Genomic DNA, 14324 nt, shown 5'->3' with positions numbered 1-14324 from the left:
ACAGGGCCGGCCGCGTGGAGCGGCAGGCGCAAGGGAGCGCGCAATGCTGACGATTCGAGACCTCTCGGTCGAGATCCGCTCCGGGGAGCGGACCGTGCGTCCGATCACCGGCGTCGACCTCGACCTCGCCCGGGGCGAGACGCTCGGCATCGTCGGCGAGACCGGATCCGGCAAGTCGATGACCGGTCTGTCCATCATGGGCATGCTGCCCGGCGGCTCCGCGATCACGAGCGGATCCATCCGGTTCGACGGCGAGGAGCTCACCGGGATGGATCCGCGCGGGTACAGGGCGCTGCGCGGACGCCGGATCTCGATGGTGTTCCAGGACTCGCTCACGGCTCTGAATCCGACCAGGCGCGTGGGGGACCAGGTCGCGGAGCCGCTGCTGCTGCACGGGCTGGCACGCCGCCCCGAGGCGCTGCGCCGGGCCGAGGAGATGCTCGCGCTCGTCGGCATCCCCCGGCCGTCCGAACGCATGCGCGACTACCCGCACCAGCTCTCCGGCGGCATGCGCCAGCGCGTGATGATCGCGATGGCGCTCATCGCCGAGCCCGACCTCCTCATCGCCGACGAACCGACGACCGCGCTCGACGTGACGATCCAGGCGGAGATCCTGGAGCTGCTGGGCCGGCTCAAGGAGCAGCTCGGCATGGCGATGATCCTGGTCACGCACGACATGGGCGTGGTCGCCCGGCACGCCGACCGCGTCGGCGTCATGTACGCCGGACGACTCGTCGAGACCGGTCCGACGCGTGCGCTGTTCCGGAGCACCCGGCACCGCTACACGCGCGCGCTGCTCGACTCGATCCCGTCGCTCGAGCAGGACCGCGGCGTCGAGCTGTTCTCGATCCCCGGATCCCCGCCGGATCCCGCGGAGACGGTTCCGGGATGCCGTTTCGCGCCCCGCTGCGCGGCCGCGACGGATCGCTGTCGGACGGAGCGTCCGCCGCTGGACGGCGAGGACGGGCACGTGTTCGCCTGCTGGAACCCCGTCGACGGGGCGGCGGCCGTGCCGCAGGGCCGTGCGCTGCCGCTCGCGGCCGCGGCGGCGACGTCCCGGGAACCGCGTCTCGAGGTCGAAGACCTCGTGCAGGAGCACCCTGTCTCGGGCTGGGCGCCGAAGGGGCGCCGCACGGTCAAGGCGGTCTCCGGAGTGAGCTTCGACGTCCGCGCCGGGGAGACCCTCGGCCTCGTGGGGGAGTCCGGATGCGGCAAGTCGTCGCTGGGGCGCATGCTCGTCGCGATGGACCGGCCCACGGCGGGCGAGGTGCGCCTCGACGGTGCGACCGTCTCGGGGATGAGACGCCGCGAGCTCGGCGCGCGCAGGGCGAAGCTGCAGATGATGTTCCAGGACTCCGGCGCCGCGCTCGACCCGAAGATGACGATCGGCGCGATCCTGCGCGAGCCGCTCACGATCCAGGGCATCGGCACGTCCGCCGAGCGCACCGAGCGCGCGATCGCGCTGCTGGACAGCGTCGGCCTCGGGCCGTCGATCCTGGAGCGCTATCCGCACGAGCTCTCCGGCGGGCAGCGCCAGCGCATCGGGCTCGCCCGCGCTCTGGCGCTCGACCCCGACGTCCTCGTCGCGGACGAGCCGGTGAGCGCGCTCGACGTCTCGATCCGCTCGCAGGTGCTCAACCTCATGCGCACCCAGCAGCGCGAGCGCGGGCTGAGCAGCGTCGTGATCTCGCACGACCTCTCCGTCATCCGCTACCTCTCCGATCGGGTCGGCGTCATGTACCTCGGCAAGATCGTCGAGGTCGGCGCGACCGACGACGTCTACGAGCGGCCCGCGCACCCGTACACGGCCGGCCTGCTCGCGGCGGTGCCCATCGCGGATCCGGACGCCCCGGTGCCCGAGGGCGCCGGGCGCGTGCGCGGCGAGCTGCCCAGTCCGCTGGATCCCCCGAGCGGCTGCCGGTTCCGCACCCGATGCCCGCTCGCGACCGAGCTGTGCGCGACGGTGGAGCCGACACTGGAGGCCGTCGGCACCGGCCACGACGTCGCCTGCCACTTCCCGCTGCAGCCCAAGACCGGAACCGAGGGCGAGGCGCGGAGCGCGGATGAGGCAGAGGCGGAGGCGGCGGCATGATCTCCTACCTGCTGCGGCGGATCCTGATCTCGCTCCTCGTGCTGATCGGCATCTCGATCGTGATCTTCGTGATGCTGCACCTCATCTCGGACAGCCCGGGCAGGGTCGTGCTCGGTCCGCAGGCCTCGGCGGCCGCGGTCGAGGCCTTCAATCGCGAGAACGGCTTCGACCGCCCGCTCTTCGCGCAGTACATCGACTACGTCGGGCAGCTGCTGCAGGGCGACCTCGGGCGCTCCTACAAGCTGAACGAGGAGGTCTCGGTGCTGTTCGCGCAGAACGCCGGACGCAGCGCGGTGCTGTCCCTCTCCGGCCTCGTGCTCGCACTGCTCATCGCGATCCCGCTCGGGATCCTGCAGGCGGTCCGGCGGAACACGGTCGTCGACCGCGCCGCCACCGGCATCGCCTACCTGCTCTACGCGACCCCGTCCTTCCTCGTCGCGCTCCTGCTGATCGCGCTGCTCAGCCAGCTCGTGCCGCTCTTCCCCGCGGAGGCGTCGCAGTCCACCTCGCCCTGGGTCGTGTTCACGGACCCGCGCGCGATGGCGCTGCCGCTCATCACGCTCGCGCTCACGAACGTGGTCGTCTTCTCGCAGTATCAGCGCTCGGCGGCGCTCGAACAGCTCGGCATGGACTACATCAAGGTCGCCCGCGCCAAGGGCGCGCCGGAGCGCATCGTGCTGATGCGGCATCTGCTGCGCAACGCCTGCATCCCGCTCATCACGCTCGTCGGCGTGATGATCCCGACGCTCCTGGCGGGCAACCTCATCGTCGAGTCGGTGTTCAACTACCCCGGCCTCGGCCTCCTGTTCCTGAACAGCCTGCACCGCGAGGACTATCCGGTGCTGCTGGCCTACACGCTCATCGGTGGCGCGCTCACCGTGCTGGGCAACCTCCTCGCCGACCTCGTGGTCGCCCGCGCGGACCGACGGATCGAGCTGAGCAGATGACCACCGCACACCCGGAGATGTCCGAGAAGACCGACGTCATCGTCCAGACCGCCACCGCGGCGCGCCCGCTCGCCGCCGGCGCCGTCCTGCGGGCGCTGCGGCGCAGCCCGATGGCCGTGGCGGGGGCGTCCCTGCTCCTCCTTCTCGTCCTGTTCAGCTTCGTGGGACCGCTGCTCTATCCGACGAATCAGACCGACGTGAACCTGCTCGACGCGCTGCTGCCGCCGGGCGAGGGCTACCCGCTCGGCACTGATCCGAACGGCTTCGACGTGCTCGGCCGGCTCATGCTGGGCGGGCAGGTGTCGCTCGAGATCGGCCTGCTCGCCGCGGTCTTCGCGACGACGCTCGGCACGGTCTACGGAGCCGTCGCCGGTCTTGCCGGAGGGATCGTGGACGGGATCATGATGCGGTTCGTGGACGTGCTGCTCGCGATCCCCTTCCTATTCTTCGTCCTCATCATCGCGGCGCGCTTCACCGCGACGCCCCTCACGCTGAGCCTCGTCATCGGCGGCTTCTCCTGGCTCGTGTCGGCGCGGCTCATCCGCGGCGAGGTGCTGTCTCTGCGGGTGCGCGAGTTCGTGCAGGCCGCGCGGCTCATGGGCGCGGGGGATCGCCGGATCATCTTCACGCACCTCATCCCGAACACGTTCGGGGTGATCATCGTGAACCTCACCTTCCAGGTCGCCGATGCGATCCTCGTGATCGCGGCGCTCGGATTCCTCGGCTTCGGGCTGAGCTATCCCGTCACCGACTGGGGCAGCCAGCTCTCGAGCGGCGTCGCGTACATCACCGCGGGGAACTGGTGGCTGATCTACCCCGCGGGCCTGTGCATCGTGCTCGTCGTGCTCGGGCTGAACCTTCTCGGCGACGCCCTGCGCGACGTGCTGGACCGGCGCCGATGAGCCCGCGCGGGAGTGTGTCCGCCCAGACAGGCGCGCCGCGCGGAAACTGTCCGGATCGCTGAACGGGCCGACTCCGGCGTCCTGCACTCTCGAAGCACCGGATCCGATCCGGCAGGCCACGGAACCCGAAGCGCCGGAACGGCCCGCCCGACGATCCCCGACCACCCGAAGAAGGAGCACAGCATGAACGCGCAGGTTCCCCGGAGGCGACGACGCCTCCTGATCGCGCTCACGATCGCGGCCGCGCTGATCACGACCGGCTGCACGGCCGGCGCCACGAAGGTCGACCCCTCGCAGTACCGCACGATCCCCGCGGCGAGCAGCAAGAGCGTCGACGGCGGCGTCGTGACGATCGCGATGACGCCCGGCCTCGCGCCGAACTACATCTTCCCGTACCCGCCCGCGGAGGCGAACGGCGCCGTGATCGGCAACGACCTGATGTGGCGGACGCTGTACCGGGCCGATGCCGACGGCAAGAGCAACGCGGACACGAGCCTCGCCGCGCCGCCGTCCTACGGCGCGGACGACCGCACGGCGACGATCTCGATGAAGAAGAACAGCTGGTCCAACGGCAAGCCGGTCACCGCCGGCGACGTGGTCTTCTCCCTCGACATCCTCAAGGCCGCCGTCGCCCAGAGCGCCGCCAACTGGGCGTTCTACACGCCGGGGCAGTTCCCGGACGGGGTGACCGCGACCGCGCAGGGAGCCGACACCGTCGTGCTCACGCTGGAGAAGGCGTACAACCCCGCCTACCTGGAGTCGCTCCTGCAGCAGCTCGTCGTCATCCCCTCGGCGGACTGGAGCATCGCGACGACGGGAGGACCCGTCCTGGACTACACGGATCCCGCGAACGCGAGCGCGATCTACACGTTCCTCACCGGCCAGTCCTCGGACCAGGCGACGTTCGCCACGAACCCGCTGTGGCAGGTGGTGAGCGGCCCGTATGCGCTGAAGAGCTTCGAGCCGACGACCGGCTCGTTCTCGCTGACGCCCAACAAGGCCTACACGGGGCCCGGGAAGCACACCCTCACGCAGGTGGACTTCAAGGCGTTCACCTCGGCCGCGGCGATCTACAACCAGTACCAGGCCGGCACGATCACGGTCGGCCGCCTCGACTCGAGCTACTCCTCGAAGATCGAGGACCTGCGCAAGAAGGGCTACAACGTCTACGCGGCCCCGGCCCCGGCGCGTTCGGATCCGCTCGTGATCAACTTCGCGAACACGACCGGCGGCTTCGACAAGATCATCGCCCAGCCCTACGTGCGCCAGGCGCTGCAGCATCTCGTCGACCAGCCCGGCTACATCAAGAGTCGCGGGGTCTACAACGGCGCCGCGAGCGAGAACTACGCCACGGTCGGCCTCGGCTCCGCGTTCCCGCCGGACTTCGGCGACAAGGCGCCCTATCCGTTCGACCCGAAGGCCGCGGAGAAGCTGCTCACGGCGCACGGCTGGAAGGTCGACAAGGCCGGGACCACCTGCGTGAAGCCGGGGTCGGGATCCGATCAGTGCGGGGAGGGGATCGCGCTGGGGCAGAAGATCTCGTTCACCCTCGCCTCGGCGAGCTCGCCGAGCTACGTCGGCGCGCGCGACCTCGCGTTCTCCTCGGAGGCGAAGAAGCTCGGGATCGATGTGAAGGTCGTCTCGAAGTCGCTCAACTACATGTACGAGAACTACACGAACCCGGGAGCGCCGGCGAACACGGACGAGTGGGCGATGCAGGACACGGGCCCCCTGGTCATGACCTCGTATCCCACGGCGAACGGCGCCTTCAACACGGGCGGCAGCTTCAACCTCGGCAGCTACAGCGACCCCGAGGCGGACAAGGCGATCGAGGCGAGCGTGTTCGGATCCGATCCGAAGGCGCTGAGCGCGGAGACCACGCTGCTGTCGAAGGACCTGCCCGTGCTGTTCCTGCCCACCCCCGACAACCTCATCGTGTGGAAGAGCGCGCTCTCGGGCCCGCCTGACGCGTTCGAGGGACTGCTGAAGTTCATCTACTCCCCGGAGCAGTGGTACTTCACCGAGAAGCAGAAGTAGCGGATCCGTGGACGGGACCGGCCGGTTCGGGCCGGTTCCGTCCCGGTGAGAGGATCATCCCCGATGCGTGACACCCCCCTGACGTACCTCCGCCCGTTGGCGGCCCCCGGTGAGCCCTGGGACCCGGCGGCGGCGCGCGCCCTCGTCGGCGACGCGCGCATCGTGCTGGTCGGCGAGGGCGCGCACGGGATCGACGACTTCGCCCGGCTCGGCGACGGGCTGTTCCGCACGCTCGCGACCGAGCTCGGCTTCACGGCCTTCGTGCGGGAGTCGGGTTTCGCGGAGGGGCTGGCGGTCGACGCCTGGATCCAGGGCGGTCAGGGCGAGGCCGAGGACGTCGCCCTGACCGGGATCACCTACGGCTTCGGCGCCGCGGAGGGCGTCCGGAACCAGCTCGCGTGGATGCGCGCCGAGAACGCCCGTCGCCGCGATGCAGGGCAGGCGCCGCTGCGCTTCTGGGGCATGGACCTGCCGGGATCCTCGACCTCGCCCGGCGCGGCGGTCCGGGTGTGCCTCGAGCGCGTCCCCGCTCATGAGGGCGATGAGGAACTGCGGCGCGTCACCGACCTCGGCGGGCGCACCGAGGCGGCGATCGCGTGGGACCGCCTGGACGACGCGGCGCGAGCCCGCATCCGCGACGGCATCGCCGACCTGTGCGCACGCGCCGACCGCGAGGGCGACGACGCGGCACGGCGCAGCGCGGCGACCCTCCGCGCGTTCCTCGCGGAGCTCGCCTGGGACGGCGCGCCCGGTGCGTACCCGCGCGAGCAGCTCATGGCCGACACCGTCGCGTGGATCGCCGAGCGCGAGGAGCGGATCCTGGTCTTCGCGCACAACGCCCACGTGCGCCGCGAGCCGCTGCACGGCCGCCCCGCGATGGGCACGCTGCTGCACTCCCGGTTCGGCGACGCGCTGCGGGTGATCGGCATGACGTACGGGCACGGCCCCGTCGTGTCTTTCGCGGAGCGCTCGCCCCGGCCCTTCGACTGGGAGGCGACGCTCTCGGAGCGCGAGCCGGCCCCCGACTCGCTCGAACACGCGCTGGATCGGCTCGGCGACGTGCTCGTCGACCTGCGCACGGCGCCCACGGTGCTGTGGGACGAGGTCGCGGGCACGCACGCGGGCGGAGGGACGGATCCGCTCGCCGACGTGACCGTCGCGTTCGACGCGATCGCCCACCGCCACAGGGCGTCGCTCGTGCCGGGCCACCTCGACCGGTTGCGGGCCGAGTTCGCACCGGGCGTCCCCGAGGCCGACGTCGCACCGCACGGTCGCACCGCCGCCCCCGCCCCGCGAGAGGACCTCGGATGAGCGCCGCACCGACCGCCCGCACGGAGGCCACGGTCGAGATCGTCGCCGGCATCGCGGTGCCGGATCCCTACCGCTGGCTGGAGGCCGACGCCGCGGTGCCGGGCGAGGTCTCCGACTGGCAGCGGGCGCAGGCCGTGCACGCCGAGGACACCATCTGGGCCGGGCACGATCGCGACGCCGTGCGCGCCGTGGTCGAGCGCAGCCACGCGGGCGCCTGGCCGGAGCTGCCCCGGAGCGGAGGCGGGCGGTGGTTCCGCGTCGAGGGGCGGGAGCTGCAGGTCGCGGACGAGCCCTACGGCCCCGGGCGCACCCTCGTGGATCTCGCCCGCTTCGACGAGCCGGGACGCACCGCGGTGCTCAGCTGGTTCGCCCCTTCGCCCGACGGCACGGTGCTCGCCCTCGGAGTGTGCACCGACGGCAGCGAGCACAACCGGGTCGAGCTCGTCGACGTGCGCACCGGCGCGCGCCGCGACGACGCACCGCCGGAGCTCCTGCACAGCTCCTGGGGCGGAGGGATCTCCTGGTTCCCCGACAGCACGGGCTTCGCGTTCCTCGGCCTCGGCGGCACCGCTCACGACTTCCGCCAGGTCGTCTACCGGCGTGCCCTGGGCGATCACGGGCCCTCCGCGATCGAGGACGTGCCGGTCCCCGAAGGCTCCCGCGAGTACACCCGGATCCAGTTCTCCGCGGATGGACGCTGGGCGGTCGCGGCTCACCGCGTCGGCACGCCGCTCCCGGTCGCCGTGCGCGATCTCACGGACCCCGGCACCGGCTGGAGGCCGTTCCTGCGGCCGGGGCCGGAGACCGTCGCGGGGCACATCGTGGGGGACAGGTACGTCGCGGTCACGGATCGGGACGCGCCGCGGCGCCGGCTCGTCGCGATCCCGCTCGACGCCGCGGATCCGGCGGACCCGTCCTGCTGGACCGAGCTCGTGGCGGAGAGCGACGCGGTGCTGCGCTCGGTGCTCCCTGTCGGCGACGCCCTCTACCTCAGCGAGTTCCACCGGACGGCCGCGCGGGTGCGGATCCTCGACGGGGACGGCGCCGAACGGGGGTCGGTGCCCCTGCCCGGCGAGGGCGCGCTCGCCGCCCCCTTCTTCCCGCTCACCGGTCTCGCGGCCGAGAGCCGGGACGGATCCTTCCTCTTCGCCTTCTCGACCCTCACCACGTCGTGGGGCGTCTACCGGCATCGCCCCGGCGGCGCGGTCGAGGTGCTGCAGGAGCCACGGATCGCGATCGACGCGACGGTGCGGCTGCACGAGGCGATCGCCTCCGACGGCATCGCGATCCCGTACCACGTCGTCCGCCCCCGTGGATCCGCCGGCGCCGCACCGGTCCTGATCTCGGCGTACGGCGCCGCGGGGATCCCCACGCTTCCGCAGTACCAGCCGGATCTCGCGGCCTTCCTCGCCTGCGGGGGCACCGTCGTGCAGGCGTACCTCCGCGGAGGCGGCGAGTTCGGCAGCGCATGGTTCCGCGCCGCCGACCGCGAACGGCGCGGCACCCGCGACAGCGACCTGATCGCCGTGGCGGAGCACGTCCTCGCCGAGGGGATCGCCGCACCAGGACGGCTCGCGCTCTCCGGCGGCTCCGACGGCGGACTCATGTGCGGCAATGCGATCACCGCCCGCCCGGAGCTGTGGGCCGCGGTGCTGCCGCGCGCACCGCTGCTCGACCTCGTCGGCGGCTTCCGCAACCCGTACCTGGAGTTCGTGATCCGCAAGGCGTGGGGCGACCCCGACGACCCTGTCGACGTCGCCCGCATGATCTCGCTGTCCCCGTACGAGCGCGTGCGTCCGGCCGAGTATCCGCTGCTCTACGTCGAGGCGGGGGCGAACGACCCCCGCTGCCCGCCCTGGCAGGCGCGCAAGTTCGTCGCGCGCATGCAGGCGGCCCAGCGCGGCGAGGCGCCGATCCTGCTGCACGTGTACGAGAACGCCGGGCACGGATCCGGCACGGGGCACGACGTGATCGTCGCGCAGGACGCCGCCTGGCTGGCGTGCCTCTTGGGCGCACTGGGCCTGCCGGACCCCGCGGTCGAGGATCCGGATACGCGACGCTGAACCGCCGGGCCCGCCCGGCGTCCCGGATCGGGCGGCGGGTCAGCGCTCGGGGCTGATCGCGCGCAGGCGCAGCTGCATCATCGCGCCGAAGCGCGCGTTCGGATCGTCGAGGTCGATGCGGCCGACCTCGGCCACGCGGCGCAGGCGGTAGCGGAACGTGTTCGGGTGCACGAATTTCGCGGCGGCGGCCACGCCGACGTCCCCGAACGCGTCGAGCCACGCCTCGAGCGTCTCGGTGAGGCTGCTGCCGTGCGTCTCGTCGTAGGCCAGCAGGCGCGCCAGCGGGCCGGACGGGATGTCCCGCGCGGGGCCGGACAGTTCGAGCAGCAGCGCTTCCGCGTGCACCTCGTCGAGACGCGCGACCTGCCGGTCCACGATCCCGGCGCGCAGCACGCGCAGCGCGCGATCGGCGCTCGCCCGGGAGCGGGGGAGGAGCGCGGTCTCCGCGACCACCATCCCCACGCCGATGAGTGGGCGCAGGGCGGACCGCATCCGGGTCAGGAACTCGGTCGCGACGCGCACCGCGCTGTCGCCCTCGTCGTCGGCGTCGCCGGCGGATGCGAGCGGCAGCACCCCGTAGGCGACGTCGCCGACGAGACCAGAGACGGAGCGCGGGTGCGCGAAGGACAGGTGCACGGCGAACGCGTCGGCCACGCGCTTGCGCTCCGCGGCGAGGTGCGCGTGCGGGAGCTGCTCGGCGGCGGGATCGTGCAGGGTGAGCGCGAGGACCACGCAGGCCTCCTCGCGGAGGCCGAGGCGGTGCACGGCCTCGCCCGCGGAGGGGCCGCCGCCGAGCGCGGTGCGCAGCAGCTCCGCGCGCAGCCGGCGCTCCACGTCGGCGTCCGTGCGCTGCCACACGAGATGCATGGCGACGAGCTTCGCGGCATCGTGCAAGGAGGAGCTCCGCTCGGCGGTGAGCGAGCCCGCGGTCCAGATCGTGCCGAGCACCTCGTCTCCGGCGCGCACGGCGATCGCGGTGCGCACCTCGTCGCCGGCGGATCCCGTGGCGACCTCCACGGGCCATTCGCTCCGTGCGATCTGCGCGAGCGTCCCGTTCTCCTCGAGTGCCCGCACATCCTGCGACGGCAGCGGACGGGCGCCGATGCCGGGGGCGCGCTGCGACTCGGGGCCGTTCGAGAAGGCGAGCAGCTGCGCGTTGCGGTCCTCGATCGTGACCGGCGACTCGAGAAGCGCGGCGATCGCATCCGCCACGGCGAACAGATCGCCCGCGAGGATTCCGCCGAACGTGACCGGCCGCGCATCGTCGGGATCGCCCGGCGTCATGAGCGAGCGGAGCATGCCGGCCAGATGCGCCCAGGTCGTGCTCGGGTTCAGCGCGAGGACGACGACGCCCGTGGCCTCGGCCTCGGCGCGCAGGGCGTCGTCGGCGGAGAAGGGGGCGCGCACCACTAGCGCGGTGACGCCGGCCTGCGCGAGCAGGGGGAGCAGGCGCCGCACGAGCGCCGGATCCTCGACGCCCACGCCCATCACGAGCGAGTTGCGCGGGGCGTCCGGCTCGTCGCGGGGGTCGTGGATCACGATCGCCTCGATCGTGCGCTCACGGGCGACCGTGCCGCACACGATCGTGAGCAGGGTGGTGTCCAGCGCCTCGAGCACGCGCACCAGCGTGACCTGCGGACGATGGTTCATCGGGGGCACCTTCGCGACGCTAGCACGCGCCGGCAGCGGCCCCCGCGAGCGGGATCCAGGCACGGGAGACGGTCACCTCGTCGAGCACGGCCGCGTCCGGGGTCACGCCGATACCCGGGCCCGTCGGCACGGTCATGTGCCCGTCCTCGAGGCGGAAGGGCGGTGTCAGATCCGTCTCGTAGTAGCGCTCCGAGGCCGAGGTGTCACCGGGGAGGGTGAAGCCGGGCAGGGCGGCGAGCGCGAGGTTGGCCGCCCGGCCGATCCCGGTCTCGAGCATCCCGCCGCACCACACCGGCACGCCGTGCGCGACGCAGAGGTCGTGGATCCGGCGGGACTCCAGATAGCCGCCGACGCGGCCCGGCTTGATGTTCACGATGCAGCAGGCGCCGAGCTCGATCGCGTGGGCGGCGTGCTCGGCGGACAGGATCGACTCGTCGAGGCAGATCGGCGTGCCGATCCGCCGGGCGAGCATCGCGTGACCGCCGAGGTCGTCGGCGGAGAGCGGCTGTTCGAGCAGCGAAAGGTCGAACGCGTCCAGCTTCGCGAGGTGCTCGATGTCGGCCCGGCCGTAGGCCGCGTTCGCATCCACCTGCAGCAGGATGTCTCCGAACCGCTCGCGGACGGCGCGTACGGGCTCCAGATCCCAGCCGTGCTCGATCTTCAGCTTGATCCGCACATAGCCGTCCGCGAGATAACCGTCGACGGCGTCGAGGAGGGCGGGGATGGTCGGGGTGATGCCCACCGAGACGCCGCACGCGACCCGGTCCTTCACCGCGCCCAGATGATACGAGAGCGGCACGTCGCGCGCGCGGAGGTCGGCGTCGAGGATCGCGGTCTCGAGCGCGGCCTTGGCCTGGCGGTGCCCCTTGAAGGGCGAGAGGATCCCGGCGACCCGGTGCGGATCCAGGTCCTCGCCGCCGAGCGCGGGCACGAGCACCTCGGACAGCACCGCGGCCGCGGCCGGGGTGTACTCCGAGCTGTACAGCGGCAGCGCGCTCGCGCCGCACTCGCCCCAGCCCTCGCCGTCCGCGCCGACCGCCCGCACGAGCACCGCCTCGCGCACGGTCTCGGTGCCGAACGAGGTGCGGAACGGCGAGACCAGGGGCATCCGGATCGTCCGGATCTCCACGCCTTCGAGCTTCATGACCTCTCCTGTCTGTCGATGATGTACCACCCGTCGCGGTCGAAGCCGCGCACGGTCGCCCCGTCGTCGAGCAGCGCGCTGAGGACGTCGCGCACGGCGAGCCGCCACTCGGCCGCGCGTTCCGGATCCGTGTCGCGCATGCCCTCGATGTCGGCCGGGACGCCGACGAGCACGGTCTCCGCGTCGAGCGCGCCGAGGCGAGGGGCGTCAGCGGCATCGGGCCGCACCGCGACGGCGGCGCCTGCGGCGCGGGCCGCGGCGGCGTCGACCAGGAGCGGGCGGTGCGCCGCCGCCGCGACGACCTGCGGGGAGCGCAGCTCCCAGCGCACCAGGATCCGGTCGGTCTCGTCGCCACGATTGATGCTGTCGTCGAGGGATCCGTAGAGGCGCGGCAGGTACGTGCCGACCGAGGCGGCGAGCTTGCCGAGGTTGAAGTGCGCGTTGCGGCGGATGAGCGGGTCGTAGGTCCAGGTGATCGTGTCGATGTCGCGGCGCAGGGCCCAGGCGCGCTGATGCAGCTTGAGGGCGAAGCCGAGGTGCCGCCCCCGCGCCGCGGGGGTCGTCCCGGCGATGTGGCTGTGCAGGGTGCGCACGGCGGGCGGGCCGAAGAATCCGAAGCAGGCGCCGACCAGCTCCGGCCCGGCCGCGGTGTCGTCGAAGGCGCCGGCGACGTAGTTGCCCGCCTGTACGAGGGCGCGGAGCATATCGGCGGTGACCGGGGGGTTGGTGGCTCCGGTGTCCCAGATTCCTTCGTACAGGGCGCGCACGGCCGCAAGGTCGCGCATGTCGTCGAGCAGCCGGATGCGGACGCCGGAACGGGCCTCGGCGGCCGTCGCGGCGAGGGCGGCCTCCTCGGCCAGCTCGTCCCGCGGCGCCGTGGCGGGGGCGGAGGGGCCGGTCATCGTGCGGGGGCGGCGGTCGGGGCGGACGCGGCTCCCGGGGCGGGGACGGGCACCGCGTCCGCGATCGGACGCGCGGCGCGCGGCGGCGCGGCGCGGATGTCGTCGACGAGTCCGGCGAGCAGCCGCACGCGGGGCTCCAGCTCGGCGATCAGCACGTGCTCGTGCGCGGCGTGCGCACCGCCGCCGACCGCGCCGAGCCCGTCGAGCGTCGGGGTGCCGGCGCCCGCCGTGAAGTTACCGTCCGAGGCCCCGCCGACGCTGATCCCGGAGAGCGGGGGCATCCCGAGGCGCTCCGCGATCCGCTGCGCCCGTCGGAACAGCTCGGCGGAGGAGTCGGCCGCGAGCGGCAAGCGGTTGATGCCGCCCTCGACCACGACGCGGGCGCCGTCGATCCGCGGCGTCAGCGCCAGCATCCCCGCGTGCACGCGCTCCTGCTCCGCGGCGGACAGGGCGCGCACGTCGACCGAGAACGAGGCGAGCGCCGGGACCGTATTGGTCGTCGTGCCGGAGGCGGTCCGGGTCGGGGTCACGGTCGTGCCCGCCTCGGCGTCGCCGAGCAGCGCCACGGCCTGCACCTGATGCGCGAGCTCCAGGGTCGCGTTCACGCCCTGCTCCGGATCGAGCCCCGCGTGCGAGGCGCGTCCGTGCACGGCGATCTCATAGCGCGAGACGCCCTTGCGCGCGATCTTCAGGGCGCCGCCGGGGCCGGCGGCCTCGAGCACGAGCGCGGCGGCCGACGCGCGCGCCTCGTCCTCGATGAGCGTCCTCGACGTCGCGGATCCCGGTTCCTCGTCGCCGGTCACGAGCACCGTGATGCCGGCGAGGTCGGCCAGCCGGGAGAGCGCGTGGAAGGCGATCACGAGCCCGGCCTTCATGTCGAAGGATCCGGGTCCCGCCAGCGTCTCCTCGTCGGCGCGCGCCGGCAGCTCCTCGAGCGACCCGACCGGCCAGACGGTGTCGTGGTGGCCGAGCACGAGGATCCGCGGTGCGCCGGGGAAGCGCCAGCGCAGGTGGGTGCGGCCGTCGATCACGATCCGCTCCGGCGCCGCGCCCAGGCGGGTCGTGCCCAGCTCGGCCACGGCGTCGGCGCTGCGGGCGACGGCGGCGAGGTCGTCGGACGGCGACTCGCAGCGGACGAGGCGCAGGATCTCCGCGACCATCGTCTCGACGGGTTCCGGCATAGCGGCTCCTTAGGATTCGGATCGTGCTCCCATCCTGCTGAGGCCGTTCCGGCGTCCGACTGTCCGCTCGGCCGAAACCCGGCGCCCCGGTTGAT

The 14324-nt window shown here is 72.8% G+C and carries 10 protein-coding genes; 6 read left to right on the top strand and 4 right to left on the bottom strand.

What is annotated here, in order from left to right:
* The first annotated feature begins 43 nt into the window (after positions 1-43).
* From ACIPY5_RS06315 to ACIPY5_RS06290, 6 genes are all read left to right on the top strand, one after another.
* Positions 44-2092: a dipeptide ABC transporter ATP-binding protein gene (locus ACIPY5_RS06315; protein ID WP_400968026.1), complete on the top strand. Its 2049-nt coding sequence runs from the start codon at positions 44-46 to the stop codon at positions 2090-2092.
* Entirely contained in the window at positions 2089-3039 is a 951-nt protein-coding gene (locus ACIPY5_RS06310) for an ABC transporter permease (protein WP_309356865.1), read from the top strand. The genes ACIPY5_RS06315 and ACIPY5_RS06310 overlap by 4 nt, the downstream gene beginning before the upstream one ends.
* On the top strand, positions 3036-3941 hold the full coding sequence (locus ACIPY5_RS06305; protein WP_309356864.1) for an ABC transporter permease: 906 nt from the start codon (positions 3036-3038) through the stop codon (positions 3939-3941). Before ACIPY5_RS06310 ends, ACIPY5_RS06305 begins: the two co-directional genes overlap by 4 nt.
* 183 nt (positions 3942-4124) lie before the next feature.
* Complete coding sequence (locus ACIPY5_RS06300; RefSeq protein WP_400968021.1) at positions 4125-5978, top strand: ABC transporter substrate-binding protein; 1854 nt, start codon at positions 4125-4127, stop codon at positions 5976-5978.
* 63 nt (positions 5979-6041) lie between these two features.
* Positions 6042-7289 (top strand): erythromycin esterase family protein, encoded by a 1248-nt coding sequence (locus tag ACIPY5_RS06295; protein ID WP_400968018.1) that lies wholly within the window; start codon positions 6042-6044, stop codon positions 7287-7289.
* Positions 7286-9352 (top strand): prolyl oligopeptidase family serine peptidase, encoded by a 2067-nt coding sequence (locus tag ACIPY5_RS06290; protein ID WP_400968015.1) that lies wholly within the window; start codon positions 7286-7288, stop codon positions 9350-9352. The genes ACIPY5_RS06295 and ACIPY5_RS06290 overlap by 4 nt, the downstream gene beginning before the upstream one ends.
* 39 nt (positions 9353-9391) lie before the next feature.
* Here ACIPY5_RS06290 and ACIPY5_RS06285 read toward each other — a convergent pair whose 3' ends face one another.
* The 4 genes from ACIPY5_RS06285 to ACIPY5_RS06270 are packed head-to-tail and all read right to left on the bottom strand — an operon-like array spanning position 9392 to position 14229.
* Positions 9392-11002, bottom strand: a complete 1611-nt coding sequence (locus tag ACIPY5_RS06285; RefSeq protein ID WP_309356860.1) for a helix-turn-helix domain-containing protein — start codon at positions 11000-11002, stop codon at positions 9392-9394.
* A gap of 19 nt (positions 11003-11021) precedes the next feature.
* Positions 11022-12146, bottom strand: coding sequence for an o-succinylbenzoate synthase (menC, locus tag ACIPY5_RS06280; RefSeq protein ID WP_400968011.1), 1125 nt, complete (start codon positions 12144-12146; stop codon positions 11022-11024).
* On the bottom strand, positions 12143-13048 hold the full coding sequence (locus ACIPY5_RS06275) for a GNAT family N-acetyltransferase (protein ID WP_400968008.1): 906 nt from the start codon (positions 13046-13048) through the stop codon (positions 12143-12145). The genes menC and ACIPY5_RS06275 overlap by 4 nt, the downstream gene beginning before the upstream one ends.
* Complete coding sequence (locus tag ACIPY5_RS06270; protein ID WP_400968005.1) at positions 13045-14229, bottom strand: M20 family metallopeptidase; 1185 nt, start codon at positions 14227-14229, stop codon at positions 13045-13047. The genes ACIPY5_RS06275 and ACIPY5_RS06270 overlap by 4 nt, the downstream gene beginning before the upstream one ends.
* Between the last annotated feature and the right edge of the window lie 95 nt (positions 14230-14324).

The sequence above is a fragment of the Microbacterium sp. NPDC089698 genome (assembly GCF_044749045.1).
Taxonomy (GTDB): domain Bacteria; phylum Actinomycetota; class Actinomycetes; order Actinomycetales; family Microbacteriaceae; genus Microbacterium.
This window is presented reverse-complemented; position numbering and strand designations above follow the sequence as displayed.